This window comes from Kitasatospora sp. P5_F3, assembly GCF_054049135.1.
The window spans coordinates 22618-45578 of the sequence record NZ_JBFUMY010000045.1 but is presented as its reverse complement, the minus strand read 5'-3'; the positions used below and the strand labels follow the sequence as shown (position 1 = coordinate 45578).

Sequence of the window (22961 nt, the reverse complement as noted above, 5' to 3'; positions counted from 1 at the left end):
GGTCACGGTACGACGCCCCGTCAGGAGCGGCATCCGGTTTTTTCGGCACCCCTCTCAGGCTTGCCTCATCTCACATATGAGATATCGTCTGCCCGATGAGCGACGACTACCTCAAGCGCATCGGCGGTCTCATCCGCACCGCCCGCGAGCACAAGGGCAAGACCCAGGGCCAGCTCGCGGCGGCCCTCGGCACCAGCCAGAGCGCGGTCAACCGGATGGAGAAGGGCCAGCAGAACCTCACGCTGGAGATGGTCGCCCGGATCGGCGAGGCGCTGGACAGCGAGATCGTCTCGCTCGGCTACGCCGGCCCGATGCACCTGCGGGTCGACGGCGGGCGGCAGTTGAGCGGCGCGATCGACGTCCGCACCAGCAAGAACGCCGGTGTCGCGCTGCTCTGCGCCTCGCTGCTCACCACCGGCCGCACCACGCTGCGCCAGGTGGCCAGGATCGAGGAGGTCTACCGGATCCTCGAGGTGCTCGCCAGCATCGGCGTCAAGGCCCGCTGGACCAACGACGGCCGCGACCTCGAACTCACCCCGCCCGCCCGGCTCGACCTGGACTCGATGGACGAGGCCGCCGCCAAGCGGACCCGCAGCGTGCTGATGCTGCTCGGGCCGCTGATGCACCGGGCCGAGCAGTTCATGATCCCGTACGCGGGCGGCTGCGACCTCGGCACCCGGACGGTGCTGCCGCACCTGGCCGCGCTGCGGCAGTTCGGCCTGGAGGTGGCCGCCACCGACGGCAGTTACCACGCCCGGGTCGAGGCCGGGGTCTCGCCGGGTCGGCCGATCGTGCTGACCGAGCGCGGCGACACCGTGACCGAGAACGCGCTGATGGCCGCGGCCCGGCACGACGGCGTGACCGTGATCCGCAACGCCAGCCCGAACTACATGGTCCAGGACCTGTGCTTCTTCCTGGAGCAGCTCGGCGTGAAGATCGAGGGCATCGGCACCACCACGCTCACCGTGCACGGCCTGGCCGATATCACCTGTGACGTAGACTACGCCCCGGCCGAGGACCCGGTCGAGGCGATGAGCCTGCTCGCCGCCGCCGTGGTGACCTCCTCCGAGCTGACCATCCGTCGGGTGCCGATCGAGTTCCTGGAGATCGAGCTGGCGGTGCTGGAGGGCATGGGCCTGGACCACGACCGCACCCCGGAGTACCCGGCCCGCAACGGCCGCACCCGCCTGGTCGACCTGACGGTCCGTCCGTCCAAGCTGACCGCGCCGATCGACCGGATCCACCCGATGCCGTTCCCCGGCATCAACATCGACAACGTCCCGTTCTTCGCCGTGATCGCCGCCGCCGCGCACGGCACCACCCAGATCAACGACTGGGTCTACGACAACCGCGCCATCTACCTGACCGACCTCACCCGGCTCGGCGCCCAGGTCACCCTGCTCGACCCGCACCGCGTGATGGTCCAGGGCCCGACCCGCTGGCGGGCCGCCGAGACCGTCTGCCCGCCGGCCCTTCGCCCCGCCGTGGTGATGCTGCTCGGCATGCTGGCCGCCGAGGGCACCTCGGTGCTGCGCAACGTCTACGTGATCAACCGGGGCTACGAGGACCTGGCCGAACGCCTCAACTCGATCGGCGCCAACATCGAGACCTTCCGGGACATCTGACCGACCGCTGTACGTCGCCTTTGGCCGCATACCTCCGCCGACGCTAAGGTGTGGCGCCTACTCGGTGGATCACTCCCCTGAGGGAGGTGGGGATGGGGCTCATGGATGCGGACCACGCGGGGCTGGTTGTCGCGGCGCAGGCCGGTGACGATCGGGCGCGCGAGGAACTGATCGCCGCGTACCTGCCGTTGCTCTACAACATCGTCGGGCGAGCACTGAGCGGACATGCCGACGTCGACGACGTCGTCCAGGAGACCCTGCTGCGCGTGGTGCGCGACCTGCCCGCCCTGCGTGCCCCGGAGAGCTTCCGGTCCTGGCTGGTGTCGATCACGCTCCGCCAGATCAACACCCACTGGCACCGGCAACGCACCTTCGCCGACCGGACCACGGTCATCGACGAGGCACGCGAGATACCGGACGCCCGCGCCGAACCCGCGGACGTGACGGTCCTGCGTCTGCACGTGTCGGACGAGCGCCGTCAGGTCGTCGAAGCCGGCCGGTGGCTCGACCCGGACCATCAGGTGCTGATGTCGCTCTGGTTGCAGGAGTGCGCCGGCTCGTTGAGCCGTGACGACATCGCCGCCGCGACCGGGCTCACCACCGCCCACGTTGGGGTACGCCTGCAACGCATGCGCGAGCAGCTGGAACTGAGCCGGACGATCGCCGCCGCGCTGAAGGCCGACCCGCGCTGTCCGCAGTTGGACGAGACCGTCGTGGGCTGGGACGGTCTCCGGGCGTCGGTGTGGCGCAAGCGGATCGCGCGGCACACCCGCGACTGCCCGCTCTGCCTGGCGACCACGACGGAACAGGTTCCGGTCGAACGACTGCTCCTCACCCTCACACCGCTGGCGGTCCCGGCCGGACTCATCACCGCGCTGGCCGCCAAGGGCCTGCTGTCGGGTACAGCCGCGAACGCCACCGGGCTGGCCACGGCACACTTCGCCGCCGGCACGGCGACGGCGGGAGGCGGCCTGCACAGCTCGCTGATCGGCAAACTCCACGCGGTGACCGCTCATCCGCTGGTGAGCCTCGCCACCGGTGCGGTGCTCATCGCCGGGACCGCCACCTACGCGACCTGGCCCGAACCGGCGCATCGGGCGCCCGACGTCATCGCCGCTCCCACCGTCGCCGATCCCGCGCCGAGTCCGTCCGCCGTCGCGAGCACTGTTCCGCTGGGCACACAGTCACTGGAGTCCGTGGACGACCCCGCCCAGTACCTCACGTACGCCGGCGACTTCGCGACGCTCGGACCGGTCAACGCGTCCAGCAGCACACAGGCCCGGCAGCGGGTCACCTTCACGGTCGTCGGGGGGCTGGCCGACCCACGGTGCGTCACCTTCCGTGCCGCCGACGGGCGTTATCTGCGCCACCGTGACCTGCGGCTACGGCTGAGCGGCGACGACGGCAGCGAACTGTTCCGGGAGGACGCCACCTTCTGTCCCGCACCCGGGGCGGTAGCCGCGTCGGTGACGCTGCACGCGCACAACTATCCCGGCTCGGTCCTCCGCCACCGCGACGGCGGCATCTGGCTCGACGGTTCCGACGGCACGCCGGCCTTCGCCGGCCAGGCCTCCTTCGTCGTCCGCAGGGCCTGGGCCTGAGAACCGCTTCTCAGCGGCGACCAGGCCACCGGGCTCGGCGTAACGCTTTCTGCCTGCGAGATGCATCACCGGGCAATCGTCCGGGCGGCGCCACTTTTCTGTTACGCGACCGCGAGTTCGGGGGCCTCCACTTCTGGAGTGCTCTGCCCGCCACTCACCATGACGTGCGGTGTGGCGGGTGCCCCGAGTTCCCCGTTGACGTATTCCCTGGAAGAAAGCCGCTCCCATGACGCGACACACCCACGAACCCCGGGCGAAGGGCCTGCACCGGCTCGGCCGGCGTCGCCGAAACCTGACGATAGGACTCTCGGCCGTGACGCTGGTGGCCGGTGTCGTGACGCTCCTTCCCAGCGCCGCCGGAGCCGCAGCCCTGAGTGCGCAGGCTGCCCCCTCGGGCCGGTACTTCGGCACCGCGGTGGCCGCCGGCAGGCTCGGCGACCCGGCGTACGCCGCGATCGCGGACCGGGAGTTCAACATGATCACCCCGGAGAACGAGATGAAGTGGGACGCCATCGAGCCGTCCCGCGGCAACTTCAACTTCGGCCCCGCCGACCAGATCGTCGACCGTGCCCTGGCACACGGCCAGCGCATGCGCGGCCACACCACGGTCTGGCACTCGCAGCTCCCGTCCTGGGTCAGCTCCATCGGCGACGCGAACACGCTGCGCAGCGTGATGAACAGTCACATCACCACCGAGATGACCCACTACAAGGGCAAGATCTACGCCTGGGACGTGGTCAACGAGGCGTTCGCCGACGGCGGCAGTGGCCAGCACCGCAGCTCGGTGTTCCAGAACGTGCTGGGCAACGGCTTCATCGAGGAGGCGTTCCGCACCGCGCGGTCGACCGACCCCGGGGCCAAGCTCTGCTACAACGACTACAACATCGAGAACTGGTCGGACGCCAAGACGCAGGGCGTCTACAGCATGGTCAAGGACTTCAAGTCGCGCGGCGTGCCGATCGACTGCGTCGGGTTCCAGAGCCACTTCGGCGCCGGCGGCCCGCCGTCCAACTTCCAGACCACCCTGTCGAGCTTCGCCGCCCTGGGCGTCGACGTCCAGCTCACCGAGCTGGACATCGCCCAGGCGTCGTCCACCAACTACGCCAACGCGGTCAACGCCTGCCTGTCCGTGGCCCGGTGCACCGGCATCACGGTCTGGGGCATCCGCGACAAGGACTCCTGGCGCAGCGGCGAGAGCCCCCTGCTGTTCGACAACAACGGCAACCCCAAGGCTGCCTACACCGCCGTCATGAACGCCCTCAAGGCCGCCTCCGGTCCCACCCCCGGCGGGCCGACCGGCGGGACCGGGACCGGGGAGATCAAGGGCGCCGCCTCCGGTCGTTGTGTCGACATCAACGGCTTCACGACCGCCAACGGCACCCAGGCTCAGCTGTGGGACTGCAACGGACAGACCAACCAGCGCTGGACCTACACCCCCGGCAAGCAGCTGAAGATCTACGGCAAGAAGTGCCTGGAGGCCAAGGGCACCGGCAACAGCACCGCGGTGGTCATCGGGGACTGCACCAGCGGCGCCGGCCAGCAGTGGAACCTCAACGCCGACGGCACGATCGCCGGCGTCCAGTCCGGGCTGTGCCTCGACGCCGTCGGCGCGGCCACCGGCAACGGCACCAAGATCCAGCTGTACTCCTGCTGGACCGGCAGCAACCAGAAGTGGACCGGCCTGACCGGGACGCCGACCCCGACCCCCACGCCGACGGGCGCCACCTGTGTCCTTCCTTCCACCTACCGCTGGTCGTCGACCGGCGCGCTGGCGCAGCCGGCGAACGGGTGGGCGTCGGTGAAGGACTTCACCAACGTGGTCTACAACGGCAAGCACCTGGTCTACGCGTCCGACGTGTCCGGGTCGTCGTACGGCTCGATGGCGTTCAGCCCCTTCACCAACTGGTCCGACATGGCGTCGGCCGGCCAGATCGGGATGAACCAGTCCACCGTGGCGCCCACGCTGTTCTACTTCGCGCCCAAGAACATCTGGGTACTGGCCTACCAGTGGGGCGCGTGGCCCTTCATCTACCGCACCTCCAGCGACCCGACCAACCCCAACGGCTGGTCCGCGCCGCAGCCGCTGTTCACCGGCAGCCTCCCGGGCGGCGCCGCCCCGATCGACCAGACCCTGATCGCCGACGGCCAGAACATGTACCTGTTCTTCGCCGGYGACAACGGCAGCATCTACCGGGCGAGCATGCCGATCGGGAACTTCCCCGGCAACTTCGGCTCCTCSTACACCACCGTCATGAGCGACACGGTGAAGAACCTGTTCGAGGCACCGCAGGTCTACAAGGTCAAGGACCAGAACCAGTACCTCATGATCGTCGAGGCCCGGGGCGCGAGTGAGCAGCGCTACTTCCGCTCGTTCACGGCCACCAGCCTGAACGGCAACTGGACCCCGCAGGCCGCCACCGAGAACAACCCCTTCGCCGGCAAGGCCAACAGCGGCGCCACCTGGACCAACGACATCAGCCACGGCGACCTGGTCCGCAACAACCCCGACCAGACCATGACCATCGACCCCTGCAACCTCCAACTCCTCTACCAGGGCAAATCCCCCACCGCAGGCGGCCCCTACGACCAGCTCCCGTGGCGGCCGGGCGTCCTCACCCTGCAGCGCTGAGCTGCCTGATCGCGTCGAGGAACCCCCAGCCGGGGCATCGGCTGGGGGTTCCTCTCATCTGTCGCCACCGCAGGCGAACAACACTCACCGGCTCGCGCCGAAGCCTCCCCAGACCGCGGCGGAACCGCCGGAGCTCTGCGTCTCGACGCGGTAGCCGTCCCTGGTGGTGTTGCGGACACCGGTGGCGTGGTTGTACTGGGCCGCGAACACGTGCAGACCGGCCGGCACGGTGCGGCCCGGCTTGAGCACCCAGCGGTAGACCAGCGCACCGCCGGCCTCCTGAACGGTGACGGTGAAGTCGTCGATCGGGAGGGTTCGCCAGCTGCCGGTGGACCGGACGTCGCCGGTCTGCGCGATGCGCAGTTCCACCGAGAGCGAGGTGAGCGGCTGGGCGGTCTTGAGGGTGAGGTCGCTCTGGGCCCAGAAGACGTTGCTGTGCGGGTCCATCGAACCCTCCGACCACAGCGGGCCGTTCTGGACCCGACTGGCGGCCGACGGAGTCGGACGCGGGCTGCTCGGGGTGGCCGCCGGGGCCGAACCGGCGGTGCTGGTACGGGCCGACGGTGTCGGAGTCGGCGTGACGGTCGGCGACGGGAGGACGGGAGCCGTGGCAGGCGGCGACGGGGCTCCGACGATACCGGCGACGGCGAGACCTCCGGTCGCCAGGATGCCGACGGTGACCAGGCCGGCCAGCGCTGCCCTGGGCAGTGACCTCCTGACCGACGGCGTGCGGTGCTTGATGGTGGCGCCTGCGGCGCCGCGCTCCATCCGCGCCAAAATCTGTGCGCGGTCGGGCTGGTGGGCCTCGGCGGCCTCGCGCAGTCGACGGCTGATCTCCTCGTTCACCGAGCCCCCCTTCCCGTGGCAAGTTCTCCGACCGCTCGTGCGCCAAGTATTCGTTCCAACTCGGCCATACCCTTCGAGGTCTGGCTCTTCACCGTACCTACCGATATGCCCAGGGCCATCGCGACGTCCTTCTCCGACAGGTCGAAGGCGTGGCGCAGCACGACGCACGCCCGCTTGCGGAACGGCAGGCGGGCCAGCGCCGCACGGACGTCGAGCACGCCCGCCACGTCGGGCCCGACCATCTCCTCCGGGCTGCGGGACCAGAACAGCGCGACCCGGCGGCGCTCGCGGACCGCGCTCCGGATCCGCTCCCGAGCCAGGTTGGCCACCACGCCGCGGGCGTAGGCCAGCGGGTGACGAGCCTCCCGGAAGCGGTCCCAGCGTTGCCACAGCGCGAGCAGGGCATCCGCGGCGAGGTCGTCGGCCGCGTCCTTCTCACCGGTCAGGAGGTGGGCGAGACGGGCCAGTTCGGCGTAGTGGCGTTCGAAGAACTCGTGGAACTCCGTGGAGGTGTCATCGAGGAGCATGTCCCCCGGTCGCCCTCTCGTTGCAATGTGAGCGCTAACAGTGAGCTCGAGCGTAACAGCGCCTGTCGCCGTGTCCGGACGAGGGTCGCCCCCGGCGATGGAGTGATGGCCGCTGGTGTCGACATTTCTGGATGGGAGGACGGCGGGGAGCGCCGTCCTCCCACCCCAGGTCGGTCAGGACAGGTTGCCGTACACCACGCCGCGGCCGTAGCCGCCGAGGTAGACCCGGCCGTACACGTCGGGGTCGCCGGCGATGACGCTGATGACGCTGCCGCCGAACTGGTGCCGGTCGTCGTTGATCCGGACCCAGGTCTGCCCGCCGTCGATGGAGCGGAACACCCCGGTGACCCCCTGCACCGTCCCGCTGAGGTAGAGGGTCTGCTGGGCGGCGCCCTGGGCCGCCTTCCCGAAGCCGATGCCGTGTGCCTGCTGCACGCTGCCGACCTTGGTGAAGCTCGCCCCACCGTTGGTGGAGTGCAGGAGCCCGTCGCCCCCGCCGGTGATCCACAGGTCACCGGCGACGCCGGGGGTCGCCTTGAGGCTTCCGCCGCCCAGGCCGGTGGCTCGGGCGGCGAAGCTCCGGCCGCCGTCGGTGCTGGCGGACAGGGTGCCGCCGCTCAGGGCGTAGAAGGTGTTCGCCGCCGAACGGTCGGCCAGCACGGCAGTGTTGACGGGCAGGCCGGCGACTGCTGTCCAGGTCGAACCACGATTGGTGGAGAGGTACGGCCGCTGGCCGTCCGGAGTCCACACCACTGTGCCGCCATCCGCCGAGACCGCCGTCGTCCCGCCGCCCGCGCCGCCGACCGGCACCCCGGTGAAGGCTGTCCAGACGGCCCCGCCGTCGGTCGACCAGGCGCCGTGCTGGGCGCCGCCGAGGCCGACCCGGACCATGAACCCGGGCTTCGCCTGGGCGAAGTCGATACCGGTGGTGTTGGTGAACTGTGGTCCGGAGAGCGCCGCCGAGGGCACCTTGGTCAGGTCCTCGTGCCGGAACCCGCTGACGTCGCCGAGTGCGCTGATCAGCGGGAGGCCGGGGGGCTTGGCCAGCCCGAGCACCGCGGTCTCCTCCAGGCCCTTGGCCGGGACGGTCCAGTGCGTCGGGCGCCCGCTGTCCGCCTCGGTCACGTCGCGGCTGCCCCACATCCCCGATCCGGTGCCGTACAGCACCCGCCCGGAGTCGAACGGGTCGATGGCCATGGCACCCATCCAGTGCCCGATGCCGGTCCCCACATATGGTGCCGCCGAGTTGTCCCGTACCGAGGTCGCGCCGAGCGCCTTCCAGGAGGCGCCGCCGTCGGTCGAGCGGTACAGCTCGTCCGAGGGCCACCAGCGGTCCAGGGTGGTGACCATCACCGTGGAAGAGTGCTGCGGGTCGACCGCCAGTCCGGCGAAGCCGTAACTCCCGCTGGACGGTGAGACGTTCTTCCACGCCCCGGTGGACGGCGTGTACTTCCAGACCGAACCGGCCGTCACCCCGTTCGGACCCGGCGCGTTGGTGTACGTCAGGTACAGCGAGCCGTCGCCGGACAGCACTCCGTGCTGCGGCAGCTGCCCCTTCGGCTGGGAAGGCACGGCCTGCCAGGTGCTGCCACCGTCGGTGGAGCGGTACAGCGAGGTGGCCTTGTCGGCGACCCCGACGTAGATCGTCCTGCTGCCGGCCGGGCCGAAGGTCACGAAGGACAGACCGACCCCGCTGCTCGCACCGTCCTTGACCGGGAAGCTCCCGACCTGACTCCACGTCACACCGTAGTCGGTGCTCCGCCACAGTCCGTTCTTGCGGGTGCCCAGGTAGAGCGTGCGATGGTCGGACGGATCCACCATCAGCCGCTCGCCCATGGACCGGCCGTCCTCGTTGCCGCCCAGTTTGAACGGCAGGTCGGTGCGTTGGAACGTCCGACCCTGGTCGGTGGAGCGCAGGATCGCGCCGTTGCCCGCCCAGTCGTTGGTGTAGGTGCCGCTGGCGAGGTACAGCCGGTCCGGGTCGACCGGGTCGGTCGCCAGGCTCTCGATACCCAGCAGGTTCCAGTCGGCCCCGCCGATCCAGTCGGTCAGGGAGGTCCACTGCCCGGCGGCCGGGTCCCAGCGGTACGCGCCGCCGATGTCGGTGCGCGCGTACAGCAGGTCCTTGCGGGCGGGGTTGAAGACCAGACCGGTGACGAAGCCGCCACCGACGATCTGTGCGTTGTGCCAGGTGTAGCCGCCCGGGCCTGCCGCCTTCACGAGCTTCCACTGCTGGTTGGTGCTGCCCCGGTCGGCGTACTGGATGAGGGGCACGCCGTCGCCGCTCGAGCCACCCCACACGTCCAGGACCAGGCCGCTGCTCCGGGAGACGAACTTGACGGCCGCACCACCGACGTTCTCCATCCTCCACTGCTGCGCGGCGGCCCCGCGGTCGGCCTGCTGCTCGACGGCGGCGGCCGAGGCGGTGGAAGCCCCCCGCACACCAAGGACCTTGCTGCTGTTGCGGTTCACCAGCTCGTAGTAGCCGCCCTCCACGAGCTTCAGCCGCCACTGCTGGCTTGCGGCACCGGCCACCCGACTCTGCTGCCGGGCCCAGGCACCGTCCGCGGTGTCCGCTCCGGGCACGTCCAACACCTTGTCGCTGCGGACGGACACCAACTCGTAGTAGGCGCCGGGGTCCACCGCCGCCGCCTCCGAGTCGGCCTGCACGAACAGCAGGTAGGGGCCGAGGACACCGGGCACGCCCAGTGCCAGAGCCACCACCGTCCGGCGCCGGCGGTGGCGTCCACGCGTCGGTCGCTCGCCATCGGCCACGCGATTGCGCCGGCCGCGACCGTGCGCGGCGGGGCTCGTCTCGTTCATGCGGGGCTACTCCTTGCCTCAGGCATGCCCCGCGCACCGGCTCAGCGGTACGCGGGCATACGGCGTGGGGTCGGACGATCCGTCGTGTGATCGTCTTCGGTCGTCCCTGAGTTGCCACAGCTTCGGAAAAGGTTGCCGCTCGCCGACATCTCGTCGGTGAACCGGGTCCCGCACTGCCTTACCTGACTGTGTGTCGGGAACGAGGGCCGGCGAGGTGTTGGCCTCAGTCAGTTGCGAACATTCTGTTAACGCTCACATAAATGTCCGCGACCACCAGGCTTTCTGTGAAGAACATGCAGGTCACAGGAGTGGTGAAGACTCCAAGGCGATGTTGACGCTGACAATGGTCACTCATACGCTCCGGGCGCCGGATCCATCCGCCTCCTGATCGGAGCTCGATGAACAAGCATCGCTACCGCCGTTCCCTCGGTACCCGCGTCGCCGGAGCCCTCACCTCGGTCGCCGCGGCCTGCGTCCTCGGTGTCGTGCCCGCACACGCCGCCCCGGCCGCGCCGACGGCTGCCGGCGGGTCGCTCTCCGTCCTGACGTACAACGTGGCCGGTCTGCCCCAGGTGCTGTCCAGTGCCTCCACCGACCGGCAGACCAGTACGACCGCGATCGGTCAGCGGCTCACGCCGTACGACCTGGTGCACGTCCAGGAGGATTTCAACTACCACGCCGCCCTCTACGCCGCCGACTCGCACCCCTTCCGCACCGCCACCAGCGGCGGCGCGGGCATCGGCAGCGGCCTCAACACCCTCTCCGGATCGGCCTACGACAGCGACGACTTCGAGCGGGTGCGGTGGAACGACTGCCAGCTCGACTCCGGTGACTGCCTGACCCCGAAGGGCTTCACCTTCATGCGGGTGCGCCTCGCCGAGGGTGTGTACCTGGACGCGTACAACCTGCACGCCAACGCCGGCACCGAGGACGGCGACGAGAAGGCCCGCGCTGCGAACCTCGCCCAGCTCACCGCGTACATCAAGACCCACTCGGCGGGCAACGCCGTCCTGGTGATGGGCGACACCAACACCCGCTACACCCGTGCCGCCGACACCATCGCCGCCTTCGCCGCCGACAACCGGCTCACCGACGCCTGGGTGGCGCTGGAGCGCGGCGGGGTGGCGCCGAGCCCCGGTGCCGACCCCCTGCTGTGCGACCCGAACGCGGTGACGGACACCTGCGAGATCGTCGACAAGGTCCTCTACCGCAGCAGCAGGCTGCTCTCGCTCACCGCCACCTCGTACACCAACAAGCACGCCGACTTCCTGGACCCGGCCGGCCTGATGCTCTCCGACCACGACCCGGTCGCCGTCGGTCTCACCTGGAGCCGGAACCCGGCCTACCTGGCGAGCGATCAGTTCGGCGGCCCGCACGGCGACTTCCACAACGACATCGACCGGGTCGCGCCGGGGGCCGGGGTGAAGGTGGTCACCCTGCGCGCCGGCTCCCGCGTCGACCAGGTGGGGCTCACTCTCGCGGACGGCACCGTGCTGACCCACGGCGGTAACGGGGGGACCGCCTCCTCGCTCACGCTGGCGAGCGGCGAGTACCTCGACTCGGTCTCCCTCTGCCAGGGCCAGTACAGCGGCCGCACCCGCATCTTCTCCGCGAAGTTCACCACCAACCTGGGCCGGTCGCTGGCAGGCGGCACGACGACGTCCGACTGCGTCACCAGGACCGCGCCGGTGGGGTGGCAGATCGCCGGGTTCACCGGTCGCTCGGGTGACAACGTCGACAAGCTCGGGCTGATCTACACGCAGCGCTGACCCGCCGCCCCCGCTCTCCCCGGTCCGGGCCGCCACCCGGACCGGGGGTCAGGTACGTCCCCACGAGGCGCCCCCACGGCCGCCACAGGAAGAAGAACATGAACGAGCAGAACGCCACGGACCGCCGCCGATTCCTCCGGACCTCCGCCGGTACGGCAGCCGGCCTGTTCGCGGCCCCCACGGCGCTGGGCCTGCTGACGGCCCCTCAGCGGGCGGCGGCGGCCGAGCAGGGCTCCGCCCCGGCGGCCTTCGTCGACGCCTACACGACCAACACCATGGCGGACCTGACCCCGGAGGGGAACGCGGCGGTCCGCATCCTCACCGGGATGAACCGGTTGTGGAAGACGGGGCCCAGCTGGGACACCGGCTCACCGCTGATGGCCGAGATCCTCCGCGCCAACATGGACTACTGCGCGAGGGTCACCACACGGCGGACCGCCGCGCAGGCCCGGGAGGCGTTCATCTACGACCGCCAGCACCAGAGTTACGCCGTCATCGCCGGGCTCGGCCCGCTCGCGGAGTTGTACCGGACCGGCGCCAGGGCCGTCACCTCCATCACCACGGCACCGGACAGCACCCCGCCCGCGAAGGTGGACGACGCCGTCCCCGCGGGCGCACCCGCGGGCTCCGCCGTCGGCCCCGGTGCCGCGGACTCCGAACTGGGGGCGGTGGTCCGGCTGGTGGACACTTTGCGCGGCCCCTACGCCTCCGGCAACCCGTCCAAGTACGCCTACCGGTACCCGCGGCCCTGGCGGTCGGACCGGGACAGCGCGGTGGTCGCGACCGGTGCGACGGACAGTCTCGGCTACCCCGTCTACCGGTCCGAGGTCGTCGTCGCGCCCCAACTGCTGCGCCAGCGCAGCACCTCCCCGGCCGACGACGGCGGCTTCGTGAGCGGCCACACCAACGCCTTCCACCTGGCGGCGATCGCCCTCGCGTACGCGGTGCCCGAGCGCTTCCAGGAGCTGATGGCGCGGGCCACCGAGCTCAGCCACACCCGCATCGTGGCGGGCATGCACTCACCCGTGGACGTCATCGGGGGCCGTACCCTCGCCACCGCCCTCGCCGCCGCGACCCTCGCCGATCCGAGGAACGCCGAACTCAAGGCGGCCGCCCGGGCCCAGGCGGCCGCGTACTTCCGGTCGCACACCGGAGCCACGGCCGACACGCTCCAGACCTTCGCCCACTCGGCCGGCCCCGGCAGCGACCCGTACGGCGACCGGGACACCAACTCCAGGAACGTCACCCCCCGGCTGACCTACATCCTGCAGCGGCGCGGCCGGGAGATCCCGATGGCCGTACCGAAGGGCGCCGAGGTGCTCCTGGAGACCCGCCTGCCCTACCTCGACGCCGCGCAGCGCCGCGAGGTGCTCCGCACCACCGCGCTCGCGTCGGGCTACGTCCTGCTGGACGGCCCGGAGATGTGGGGGCGGCTCAACCTCTTCGCCGCGGCGGACGGTTACGGCGCGTTCGACGAGGACGTGTGCGTCACCATGAATGCCGCGGACGGCGGCTTCGCGGCGGCCGACGCCTGGCGCCACGACATCGGCGGTCGCGGCGGCCTCACCAAGCGGGGCACCGGGACGCTGACCCTCAGCGGCACCAACCGCTACACCGGCGGCACCGTGCTGGAGGCGGGTGTCCTCACCGCCGCCTCGCGCGACGCCCTGGGGCACGGCGACGTCGAGGTCCGGGGCGGTACGTTGCGCGTGGACGCCGCCCGGGGCGGGGCCCGGGTCTGCGGCGACCACCTGCAGTCGGGCGGGTCCCTCGAAGGTACGAGGGACCCGCCGCCTCGAGACCGGGTTCAGGCTGCTCAGGCGCAGGCGGAGCCGTTCAGGGTGAACGGGGCCGGGGTGGCGTTGGTGCCCGAGTAGGTCGCCTGGAAGCCGAAGCTCGCCGTGGCGCCGGGTGCCAGGGTGCCGTTCCAGCCCGAGTCGCGGGCGGTCACCGCGCTGCCCGACTGGGTCACGGTGGCGTTCCATGCGTTGGAGATCTTCTGGTCACCCGCGAAGCTCCAGCCGAGCGTCCAGCCGGAGACGGTCGAGGTGCCGGTGTTCTTGACGGTGACCGTCGCCGTGAAGCCGTTGCCCCAGGCGTTGTCGACCTTGTACGCCACGGAGCACGAGGCCGCCGGGGGCGCGCTGTCGTCGTCCGCCTCGGTGGCGGTGAAGGCCGCGGCTGTCACGCCGGAGCCGCCTGCCGAGAAGACCGCGCTGCCCGCCAAGGTGTCCGCGTCCTGTGCGGCCGACAGCGAAACCTGCTGTGCGGTAGCCCAGTTGGCCGGGGTGAAGACCAGGGCGGAGCCGGACGACACCGCCAGGTCCTGGTCGCCGGAGGAGCGGGCGACTGCCACCGTGACGTTCTGCGCGGGCGCCGAGGAGAGCCGCACGCTGACCGCGGCCGAGCCGCCCTCCGGCACCGTCACGGCTGCCGGGGTCACCTGGACCGTCGGCGTCGCCGGGGTGGCGCGGCGCTCGGCCGCGAAGGCGGCGAGCCAGGTCAGTGAGGCGTTCCAGTTGATCGCGACCTCGTTGGTGGAGTACGAGCCGATGTCGTCGACGTAGCAGGCCGCCGGTGCGCAGCCGGTCAGCTTCTCCTTGGCGACCGGGTCCTCCAGGCCCGCGTTCGGCCCGCCCGCGAAGGAGCCGGCCGGCGGGTGGGGCAGTGCGGCGTCGTTCTGGTGGGCCCAGAAGCGGTGGTGCTGGTTCTCGGAGTAGCGTTCGCCGTAGCCGGTGACGTAGGAGAGGTCGAGCGCGTTGCGGCCGAGCAGGTAGTCCAGGGACTCCAACGCACCGGCTCGGTAGCGCTGTTGGCCGGTGAGCTCGTACGCGACACCCAGCACCATCGCGTTGTTGGCCACCGAGCTGTTGGAGCCCCAGACGTAGGCGTCGGCGGCGATCGGCACCGCGTAGCCCTGGGTGGCCATGGTGGACAGGTGGGTGTCGGCGGCCGAGGTGAGCAGGCCGCGCACCCGGGCGAGGTCGTCGGCGGGCAGGGCGACACCGGGGACGGTGGCGAGGGTGATCCGGCCGAGCGTCGCGGTGCCGCCCCACCAGAAACCGTCGACGGGCTTGGTGTGGTGCGCGGAGGAGGTCACGGCGTCGCGGTACTGCGACTCGCCGGTGGTGGCGAGGAGTTCGGCCGCCGCCCAGTAGAACTCGTCGGAGACGTCGGCGTCCTCGTACGCGCCGCCGCCGGTGTTGTCGGTGGACAGGGCGAGCACGTTGGGGTTGGCCTTGGCGGCCGTCCAGGCCCGCTTGGCGGCAGTGAGCGCCTTTGCGGCGAAGGCCGCGTCGTACGGGGCGTACACCCGAGCGGCCTGGGCCGCGGTGGCGGCCAGGTTGAGGGTTGCGGCAGTCGACGGCTTGTGCAACTCGCGCTGTTCGCCGTCGAGTTCGGGTCGGGTCGGTAGGGCGGTCCACTTGGCGTCGTGCATCTTGTGGAAGGCCATGCCCGCCTGCGGGCGGCCGTCCGGGACCTGCATCCGGAGCAGGAAGTCCAGCTCCCAGCGGGCTTCGTCGAGGACGTCCGGTACGCCGTTGCCGCGTTCGGGCACCCGCAGGGTGGAGTCGCCGAGTGCCGCTTCGGCTCCCGAACGGCGGGCGTGCTCGAAGGAGTTGACGATCTCCCAGGTGGCGATGCCGCCGTTCACCACGTACTTTCCCTGGTCGCCCGCGTCGTACCAGCCGCCACGCACGTCCAGCTGGTAGTCGCAGACACCGGCCTGGCAGGGCACGCTGGTGTCGCCCTTGTTCGGCGCCACGCCCAGGTGACCGGCCGGGCGGGCATAGGCGGAGCCGGCCAGGGCCGCGTCGATCGCGATGCCGCTGCGCTGCTGGTAGAAGAACGACAGGCTGTCGGAGCGCAGGCCGTCGTAGAGCGAGGCCGAGATGTCGAACGGGTGGCTCGCCCGGCCGTCGACCACCAGCGTGTAGCCGTTGCCGGTCCCGGTGTACGTGCCGAAGTCCACCAGGTGCGTGGACTGGCCGGAAGCCCGGTCGGCGCCGCGCACCGTGGTGCTGCCGGAGGCGGCCAACGCGCCTGATCCGTCCCGGAGTTGCCAGGTCAGCGGGGCGGTGGCGGTGCTGATGACGGTGGCCCGCTTGGGGCCGTCGGGCAGATAGCCGAGCTGGTTGACCCGGACCGGGACGTCGGCCGGGGCCGCGACGGCGGCGGTGGTGGCCGCGCCCGCCGGGACGGTGGTGAACACGGCGGCGGTCAGGCCGCCGGCGGCCACGGCCAGACCGGTGACCAGGGCGGCCGCGCGGCGTGACAGGCCGCGGGAGGAGAGGACAGGAGGCACGGGTGGAGCCTTCCTAGGTGGGGTGGGGGATTGTGGGAGCGCTCCCATAGGAAGCCAGAGCCGGACGGCTCGCGTCAAGAGGCCGGATCCAGAAGGCCGTTGACGAACTCCCGGAGGACCTCCCAGGCGCCGGGTCGTGAGGATGCCCTGGGCAGCACGACGTGCTGCCCAGGGCATCGGTCAGTCCGGTGGGGCCTGGACGGCGATCGCGGGGTGCAGTCTGCGGGTGTGGTCGACCCGGCGGACCGGGCCGGTGAGGCGTAGTGGAACGGCGAAGCGGATGTCGGTACTGGAGGCGGAGATCCGCAGTTCCAGGGCACCCGGTTCGACGATCCGGTGGTGGTCGCGGCCGGTGAAGGAGGCCAGTTCGGCGGGCAGTCGGAGGTCGACGCGGCAGGCGTCCCCGGCGTCCAGCGCGATCCGCCGGTAGCCGACCAGCCGTTGCACCGGCTGGACCACGGAGGCCACCGGGTCGTGCAGGTAGAACTGGACGACTTCGGTGCCGGCCCGTTCGCCGGTGTTCAGCAGGTCGAAGGCAATGTGGAACTCGCCGTCGGTGCCGGTCTCGGCGGCCTCCACCACGAGGCCGGACCAGGCGAACTCGCTGTAGCTGAGGCCGTGTCCGAAGCCGTAGGCGGGTGTCGGGTCGGTGCTGGAGACCTCGCCGGCCTGGGCGAGGCGGGCGGCCAGGTAGGTGGAGGGCTGGACGCCGGGATGGGCGGGGACGGAGACCGGGAGCCGGCCGGAGGGGTTGACCCGCCCGCCGAGCACGCCCGCGAGCGCCCGGGTGCCGGCCTCCCCGGGGAAGAAGCACTGCACAACGGCCGCTGCCTCGGTGACGGCGCGCCCGAGTGCGTACGGCCGCCCGGCCAGCAGGGTGAGCACCACCGGCGTGCCGGTGTCCAGCAGTTCGTCGAGCAACTGCTGCTGTCGGCCCGGCAGTTCGAGGGTTGGGGCGTCGCAGCCCTCGCCGCTGGTGCCGCGGCCGAACAGCCCGGCCCGGTCGCCGAGGGCGAGGACCACCACGTCGGCCTCCCGGGCGGCCCGTACCGCCTCGGCGATGCCCTCGGTCTCCGCGCCGTCGACCGTCACCCCGCGCACCGTGCGCAGTTCGCTGCCGGGGAACTCCTCCAGCAACGCCTCGCGCAGGGTGGGCAGTTCGATGCCGAGCGGGGTGTCCGGGTGTTGGCCGCCGACGTGCACGGGGAAGGCGTAGCAGCCCAGTACGGCGGTGGGCTCGTCCGCGTTCGGTCCGATCAGGGCGATCCGCCGGGGCCGGTCCAGCGGCAGCGAGCCGTCGTTGCGCAGCAGTACCACGGCCTGTTCGGCGAGCTCGGCGGCGAGCGCCCGGTTACCGGGCGGGTCGAGGTCGACCAGGCCGCGCAACTTCGCCGGTGTGCTGAGATCGGTGTCGGCGAGGACCTCCGGCACCGGGCTCCAGTCGGCGTCCAGCAGGCCGAGCTGGGCCTTCTGGACGAGGACGCGGCGCAGCGCCCGGTCGATCAGCTCCTCCGGTACGGCGCCGGCCTCGACGGCGTCGAGCAGCGGTCTTCCGAAGGTCTTCACGGTGGGCAGTTCGACGTCGACGCCGCTGGCCAGGGCGAGCCCGGCGGCGTCGGACCAGTCCTCGGCGACGCCGTGCAGCGTCCTGAGGAAGGCGATGCCGAAGTAGTCGGCCACCAGCGTGCCGGTGAAGCCCCAGGTGTCCCGGAGCAGTCCGGTGAGCAGGGCCTCGTCGGCGGCGGAGGGCAGGCCGTCGGTGTCGGTGTAGGCGTGCATGACCGAGCGGGGGAGGCCCTCGCGGACCGCCATCTCGAACGGCGGCAGGATGACGTCCGCCCGCTCGCGCGGCCCCATGCTCACCGGTGCGAGGTTGCGCCCGGCACGTGAGGCGGAGTACCCGGCGAAGTGTTTGAGGGTGGCCACGATCCCGGCGGACTCCAGGCCCTGGACGTAGGCGGTGGCGACGGTGCCGACCAGGTAGGGGTCCTCGCCGATGGTCTCCTCGACCCGGCCCCAGCGGGCGTCGCGGACCACGTCGAGCACCGGGGCGAGGCCCTGGTGCACGCCGACGGCCCGCAGGTCGCGGCCGATCGTGGCGGCCGTCTCCCGGACCAGCGCCGGGTTGAAGGTGGCGCCCCAGGACAGCGGCACGGGGTACGCGGTGGCGCCCCAGGCGGCGAAGCCGGCCAGGCACTCCTCGTGGGCGAGGGCCGGGATGCCGAAGCGGTTCGCGGCGGCGATCCGCTGCTGGCTGCGCAGCAGGGAGAGCGCGCCGAGCGCCGGGTCGACCGGGGCGGTGCCGAACGGCCGGGTCAACTGGCCGAGCCCGTGCGGCAGCAGCTCGTCCAGGTCGGGTGGCTCGTCCATCTCGTGCTGATGCGGGGCGACTTCGCCGCCCTCGTCGCTGGCGCCCACCCAGACGCCGACCAGTTGGGCGGTCTTCTCGCGCAGGGTCATCGCCGCGATCAGGGCATCGGCCCGGGCCTCCGCCGGGAGTGAGGTGTCGTGCCAGGCGGGCCGGGGATTCTGACGGTGGTTCACTTTCCTCCCACACCCATCAGGCCCTGGACCAGGGCGCGACGGGCGAACAGGTAGACGACGAAGATGGGGAGCACGGACAGCACGACGGCGCTGAGCAGGCCGGGGACGTCCACGCCGTGTTCGGTCTGGAACTCGTACAGACCGAGCGTCATGACCTTGGTGGAGTCGGACTGGGTGAGGATCAGCGGGAACAGGAAGCCGTTCCACGCCTGGAGGGCGGAGAAGACCACGATGGAGGACAGCCCACCCTTGGACAGCGGCAGCACCAGCTGCCGGTACACCCGCGCCGGGGTGGCGCCGTCGATGGCCATCGCCTCGTACAGCTCGGGGCTGATGTCGCGCATGGCACCGGTCAGCACCAGGGTGCACACCGGCAGGCAGAACGCGGCGGTCGGCAGGATGACGCCGATCAGGTGGTCGTACAGGCCGGTCTTGCTGATCACGTAGAACATCGGCACGATCACCGCCTGGGCGGGGATGGCGAGGCCGAGCAGGAACAGCCGGAACACCCAGCCGGTCGCCCGGCCGCGGGCGCGGACGATCGCGTAGGCGAGCGGCGGGACCAGCAGCAGCACGATGGCGACCACGCTCACGGTGACGGCCAGGGTGTTGAGGAAGTCCTGCCCGAAGCCGTTGGACAGGTCGGTGAGGTAGTTCTGCACCGTCCACTCGCGGGGCAGGCTGAGCGGGCCCTCGGTGGAGTAGTCGGAGCGGGTCCGCAGGGTGGCGATCAGTAGCACGTAGAGCGGCAGGCCGACCAGCAGCAGCCACACCAGGGAGCCCGACCCGGCCAGGTAGTTGGGTCGTCGACGGAGCATCAGAGGCCTTCTGTCGTGGAGCGCATCCGGTCGTAGCCGGTGAACCGGACCACCGCGAGCGAGATCAGGGTGGCGACCACCACCAGCACCAGGGCTATGGCCGAGCCTGCGCCGAAGTCGAAGCCCTTGAAGGCCTTCTGGTACATGTAGTACGCGCTGACCGTGGTGTCGGTGCCGGGGCCGCCCTGGGTGAGGATCAGTACCGTGTCGAAGGTGGTCAGGCCGCCGACCACCATCAGGACCGTCGAGGTGATCACGGTGTTGCGCAGCTGAGGCAGGGTGATGTGGACGAACTGCCGCACCCGGCCCGCGCCGTCGACCGAGGCAGCCTGGTAGAGCACCTGGGGGATGGCCCGGGCGCCGCCCTGGTAGATCAGCGCGTGCAGTGGGGTGAACTGCCAGACGCCGACGAAGGCCAGCACCCCGATCGCACCGCTGCGGCTGCCGAGCAGGTTGCCGTCGCCGAACAGCCAGGTGAGCTGGGACGGCACACCGAAGTTGGGGTCGAGGACGGCGCGCCACACCACCGAGACGGCGGTCGCCGACAGCAGCAGCGGGACGAAGTAGATCGCAGAGAGCACGGCCCGGTTGCGCTGCCGGCCGGCGGCCCAGACCCCGAGCAGGATGCTGACCGGGGTCTGGACCGCCACGCCGAGAGCGGTGAGCAGCAGGGTGGTCCCGATCGACTCGATCATCACCGGGTCGTGCAGCAGGCCGGTCCAGTTGTCCAGACCGTTGAACGTCGGCTCGTTGATGCCGTTCCAGCTGGTGAAGGAGAGCACGGCGACCAGCAGCAGCGGCACGATCGCGAACAGCAGGAAGAACACGGCAGCGGGCGCCGCCCAGCCGAAGCCCGGGCGGGTCACCCCCGCCCCGGCTGGCTTGGACCCTCCGGCAACTGGGGGGCGGCGTCGCGGCGTCGGGGCACGCACCTCGCCGGCTTCTCGTCGGTCGCCGATGCTGGCCGTCATGAGGTCGGCAAGGCCTGCATGGCCTTGATGAAGCCGTCCGCGTCGGTCTTGCCGTTGAAGAACTGCTGGACGGCGGTGTGGATCGGGGTCATGGCGCTCGGCGGGTAGGCCTGGTCCCAGGAGAGCTGGAACGAGGGCGCGGCCTTGACCAGCTCGTACTGGTACTTGGAGTACGCCGGACTGGCCGCCGTGTCGAGGAAGTTGACGGTGTTGGTGGTGGTCGGCAGGTTGCCGACGGCGAGCTGCGCCTGGACGAACTCGTCGGAGTACATGAGCTTCAGGAAGGCTGCGGCGGCCTCGGGGTGCTTGGTCTTCTTCAGCACCGAGTAGAAGTTGTTGGTGTTGCCGACCACGGCGGCCGGGTCACCCTTGCCGCCGCTGACGGAGGGGAAGTTGGTGTAGCCGAGACCGGACTTGGCGAAGTCGGGGTTGGCGTCCTGCTGGGTGGAGTAGTACCAGGAGCCCATCAGCTCGAAGGCGGCCTTGCCCTTGGCGACCAGGGCGGGAGCGCCGCCGTCGGTGAACTTCACCGAGTCGAAGTTGGTGCCGAAGGCGCCCGCGTCGACCAGCTCCTTCAGGGTGGCCAGTGCCCGGCGGCTGTCCTCGCTCGCCCAGGCGGCCTTGTCGCCGTTGAGTGCCTGCTGGAACAGGCCGGGCCCGGCGATCCGGTCGTACAGGTACTCGAACCACATCAGGGTGGGCCACTTGTCGCCGCCGCCGAGCGCGATCGGGGTGATGCCCTTGGCCTTCAGCGCCTTGGCGTCGGTGACCAGTTCGTCCCAGGTCTTCGGCGCGGCGAGGCCGGCGTCGGCGAGCACCTTCTTGTTGTGGAACAGCAGCACCGGCTGGGTGCCGCGCATCGGTATGCCGTACGGCTTGCCGTCCACCACCGCCGAGTTGAAGACCGACGGCAGGAAGTTGTCCTTCAGGCCGGGCTCCTTGGCGATGAACCCGTCCAGCGGGAGCAGCAGGTCCGCCTTGACGAACGGCTGGATGGAGCCGCCGCCCCAGTTGAAGAAGACGTCGGGGGCCTGCGGGGTGTTGATGACGGTCTGCAGCTTCTGCTGGTAGTCCGCGCCGGGGACCGTGTCGAGGACGACCTTGACCGGGGAGGTCTTGTTGAAGGTGTCGGCGATCTGCTTCTCGACCTTGTTGGTGGCGTCGCCGTAGACCATCACGTGGATCGTCCCGGAGCCTGCGTCGGAGGCGCCGCCGCCGGACCCGCAGGCGGCGGTCATGCCCAGGAGAAGCGCGGTGGCCGCTGCGGTCGCGGCAAATCTCGAACCCATGCCCTGCCCTCGGTTTCGAATGTTGCGGTCATATTGCCGAATGTTGTGGGAAACTTAGGGCCGCGCCCGCCGCCCGTCAAGGGGTTCGACGGGATCGGATCCGGCCCGCCGAGGGGCTAGCATTCGGGCCGTACGCAGGCCAACAACGGTGTTCGCCCAGCAGGGGCAGTGCAGGAGGAACTCGTGACCAGAGCGGCTACGCTCGCCGAGATCGCGCAAGAGGCCGGGGTCTCTGCGCCGACTGTTTCGAAGGTTCTGAACGGGCGGGCCGATGTCGCCCCGGCCACCAGGGAACGGGTGGAGGACCTGCTGCGCCGGCACGGCTACCGGCGCCGGCGCGGCACCGCCCAGGCCGCTCCGCTGCTCGAACTGGTCTTCCACGAGCTGGAGAGCGTCTGGGCGATGGAGGTCATCCGTGGGGTCGAGAACGTGGTGCGTGCGGAGGGCCTGAGCATCGTGCTCTCCGAGTCCTCGGGCCGGCTCAGCCCCGGTCAGTCCTGGGTGGACGGGGTGCTCGCCCGTCGTCCCACCGGCGTCGTGCTGGTGCTCTCCGGCCTGGACCGTTCCCAGCAGCAGCAACTGGCGGGCCGGAACATCCCGTTCGTGGTGCTGGACCCGGCCGGCGACCCCGGCCACGGGGTGCCGGCGGTCGGCACCACCAACTGGGACGGCGGCCTGGCCGCCACCCGCCACCTGCTCGACCTCGGCCACCGCCGGATCGGTCTGATCGGCGGCCCCGGCCGGATGATGTGCAGCCGGGCCCGCGCCGACGGGTACCGGGCGGCGCTCGACATCGCGGGGATCGCCTACGACCCGGAGCTGGTCCGCGAGGGCGACTTCCACCACGAGTCCGGGCGACGGGTCGGCCTGGAACTGCTGAGCCGGCCCGACCGGCCGACCGCCGTGTTCGCGGCCAACGACCTGCAGGCGCTCGGGCTGTACGAGGCCGCCCGTGAGCTGGGCCTGCGTATCCCGGAGGACCTCAGCGTGGTCGGGTTCGACGACCTGCCGCTGGCCCGCTGGGTCGGGCCGCCGCTGACCACCGTGCGCCAGCCGCTGACCGAGATGGCCGAGGTCGCAACCCGCCTGGTCATCGACCTGGCCAGGGGTGTGCAGCCCGGCACGCTGCGGGTGGACCTGGCCACCAGCCTCGTCGAGCGCAGCAGCACCGCCCCGCCCCGGTCGGTCCGCGCGGACGGTTGACGGACGGCCG

General features: G+C 71.0%; 14 protein-coding genes. 6 read left to right on the top strand and 8 right to left on the bottom strand.

The window, feature by feature from the left end:
- The first annotated feature begins 95 nt into the window (after window positions 1-95).
- The 3 genes from ACXJMZ_RS24815 to ACXJMZ_RS24805 all read left to right on the top strand — a co-directional run bounded on the left by ACXJMZ_RS24815 (window position 96) and on the right by ACXJMZ_RS24805 (window position 5855).
- Complete coding sequence (locus ACXJMZ_RS24815) at window positions 96-1625, top strand: helix-turn-helix domain-containing protein (RefSeq protein ID WP_457032263.1); 1530 nt, start codon at window positions 96-98, stop codon at window positions 1623-1625.
- Between the two features lie 92 nt (window positions 1626-1717).
- Window positions 1718-3226, top strand: a complete 1509-nt coding sequence (locus ACXJMZ_RS24810) for a sigma-70 family RNA polymerase sigma factor (protein WP_457032262.1) — start codon at window positions 1718-1720, stop codon at window positions 3224-3226.
- A 226-nt stretch (window positions 3227-3452) separates the two neighbouring features.
- On the top strand, window positions 3453-5855 hold the full coding sequence (locus ACXJMZ_RS24805) for a non-reducing end alpha-L-arabinofuranosidase family hydrolase (protein WP_457032261.1): 2403 nt from the start codon (window positions 3453-3455) through the stop codon (window positions 5853-5855).
- 84 nt (window positions 5856-5939) lie between these two features.
- On the opposite strand, the gene ACXJMZ_RS24800 is transcribed toward ACXJMZ_RS24805, so the two are convergent.
- The 3 genes from ACXJMZ_RS24800 to ACXJMZ_RS24790 all read right to left on the bottom strand — a co-directional run bounded on the left by ACXJMZ_RS24800 (window position 5940) and on the right by ACXJMZ_RS24790 (window position 10051).
- A complete protein-coding gene (locus tag ACXJMZ_RS24800) occupies window positions 5940-6701 on the bottom strand; it encodes a hypothetical protein (protein ID WP_457032260.1) in 762 nt (253 codons plus the stop codon).
- The gene (locus ACXJMZ_RS24795) at window positions 6698-7228 is read right to left on the bottom strand and encodes a SigE family RNA polymerase sigma factor (RefSeq protein WP_457032259.1); all 531 of its coding nucleotides are present in this window, start codon (window positions 7226-7228) and stop codon (window positions 6698-6700) included. The genes ACXJMZ_RS24800 and ACXJMZ_RS24795 overlap by 4 nt, the downstream gene beginning before the upstream one ends.
- A 174-nt stretch (window positions 7229-7402) precedes the next feature.
- Entirely contained in the window at window positions 7403-10051 is a 2649-nt protein-coding gene (locus ACXJMZ_RS24790) for an RICIN domain-containing protein (RefSeq protein ID WP_457032258.1), read from the bottom strand.
- A 398-nt stretch (window positions 10052-10449) separates the two neighbouring features.
- Between ACXJMZ_RS24790 and ACXJMZ_RS24785 the strand changes: the two genes are divergently transcribed.
- Both ACXJMZ_RS24785 and ACXJMZ_RS24780 read left to right on the top strand, forming a co-directional pair.
- Complete coding sequence (locus ACXJMZ_RS24785) at window positions 10450-11820, top strand: jacalin-like lectin (RefSeq protein WP_457032257.1); 1371 nt, start codon at window positions 10450-10452, stop codon at window positions 11818-11820.
- Between the two features lie 98 nt (window positions 11821-11918).
- The gene (locus ACXJMZ_RS24780) at window positions 11919-13697 is read left to right on the top strand and encodes a phosphatase PAP2 family protein (RefSeq protein ID WP_457032256.1); all 1779 of its coding nucleotides are present in this window, start codon (window positions 11919-11921) and stop codon (window positions 13695-13697) included.
- Here the strand turns inward: ACXJMZ_RS24780 and ACXJMZ_RS24775 are convergent.
- From ACXJMZ_RS24775 to ACXJMZ_RS24755, 5 genes are all read right to left on the bottom strand, one after another.
- Window positions 13637-16126 carry a glycoside hydrolase family 9 protein gene (locus ACXJMZ_RS24775; RefSeq protein ID WP_457032255.1) on the bottom strand — a complete coding sequence of 830 codons (2490 nt, stop codon included), beginning with the start codon at window positions 16124-16126 and terminating at the stop codon, window positions 13637-13639. The genes ACXJMZ_RS24780 and ACXJMZ_RS24775 overlap by 61 nt on opposite strands.
- A gap of 180 nt (window positions 16127-16306) precedes the next feature.
- The gene (locus ACXJMZ_RS24770; protein ID WP_457032254.1) at window positions 16307-18670 is read right to left on the bottom strand and encodes a beta-xylosidase/alpha-l-arabinosidase; all 2364 of its coding nucleotides are present in this window, start codon (window positions 18668-18670) and stop codon (window positions 16307-16309) included.
- Window positions 18667-19488 carry a carbohydrate ABC transporter permease gene (locus ACXJMZ_RS24765; RefSeq protein ID WP_457032253.1) on the bottom strand — a complete coding sequence of 274 codons (822 nt, stop codon included), beginning with the start codon at window positions 19486-19488 and terminating at the stop codon, window positions 18667-18669. Before ACXJMZ_RS24765 ends, ACXJMZ_RS24770 begins: the two co-directional genes overlap by 4 nt.
- On the bottom strand, window positions 19488-20459 hold the full coding sequence (locus ACXJMZ_RS24760; protein ID WP_457032252.1) for a carbohydrate ABC transporter permease: 972 nt from the start codon (window positions 20457-20459) through the stop codon (window positions 19488-19490). The genes ACXJMZ_RS24765 and ACXJMZ_RS24760 overlap by 1 nt, the downstream gene beginning before the upstream one ends.
- Entirely contained in the window at window positions 20456-21748 is a 1293-nt protein-coding gene (locus ACXJMZ_RS24755) for an ABC transporter substrate-binding protein (protein WP_457032251.1), read from the bottom strand. The genes ACXJMZ_RS24760 and ACXJMZ_RS24755 overlap by 4 nt, the downstream gene beginning before the upstream one ends.
- A gap of 183 nt (window positions 21749-21931) precedes the next feature.
- On the opposite strand from ACXJMZ_RS24755, the gene ACXJMZ_RS24750 reads away from it, so the two are divergent.
- Window positions 21932-22951 (top strand): LacI family DNA-binding transcriptional regulator, encoded by a 1020-nt coding sequence (locus ACXJMZ_RS24750; protein WP_457032250.1) that lies wholly within the window; start codon window positions 21932-21934, stop codon window positions 22949-22951.
- The last annotated feature ends 10 nt before the right edge of the window (window positions 22952-22961 follow it).

Coding starts and splice junctions, on each gene's coding strand:
- ACXJMZ_RS24815 (WP_457032263.1), top strand. CDS start 96: ATGAGCGACGACTACCTCAAGCGCATCGGCGGTCTCATCCGCACCGCC.
- ACXJMZ_RS24810 (WP_457032262.1), top strand. CDS start 1,718: ATGGGGCTCATGGATGCGGACCACGCGGGGCTGGTTGTCGCGGCGCAG.
- ACXJMZ_RS24795 (WP_457032259.1), bottom strand. CDS start 7,228: ATGCTCCTCGATGACACCTCCACGGAGTTCCACGAGTTCTTCGAACGC.
- ACXJMZ_RS24790 (WP_457032258.1), bottom strand. CDS start 10,051: ATGAACGAGACGAGCCCCGCCGCGCACGGTCGCGGCCGGCGCAATCGC.
- ACXJMZ_RS24785 (WP_457032257.1), top strand. CDS start 10,450: ATGAACAAGCATCGCTACCGCCGTTCCCTCGGTACCCGCGTCGCCGGA.
- ACXJMZ_RS24780 (WP_457032256.1), top strand. CDS start 11,919: ATGAACGAGCAGAACGCCACGGACCGCCGCCGATTCCTCCGGACCTCC.
- ACXJMZ_RS24765 (WP_457032253.1), bottom strand. CDS start 19,488: ATGCTCCGTCGACGACCCAACTACCTGGCCGGGTCGGGCTCCCTGGTG.
- ACXJMZ_RS24760 (WP_457032252.1), bottom strand. CDS start 20,459: ATGACGGCCAGCATCGGCGACCGACGAGAAGCCGGCGAGGTGCGTGCC.
- ACXJMZ_RS24755 (WP_457032251.1), bottom strand. CDS start 21,748: ATGGGTTCGAGATTTGCCGCGACCGCAGCGGCCACCGCGCTTCTCCTG.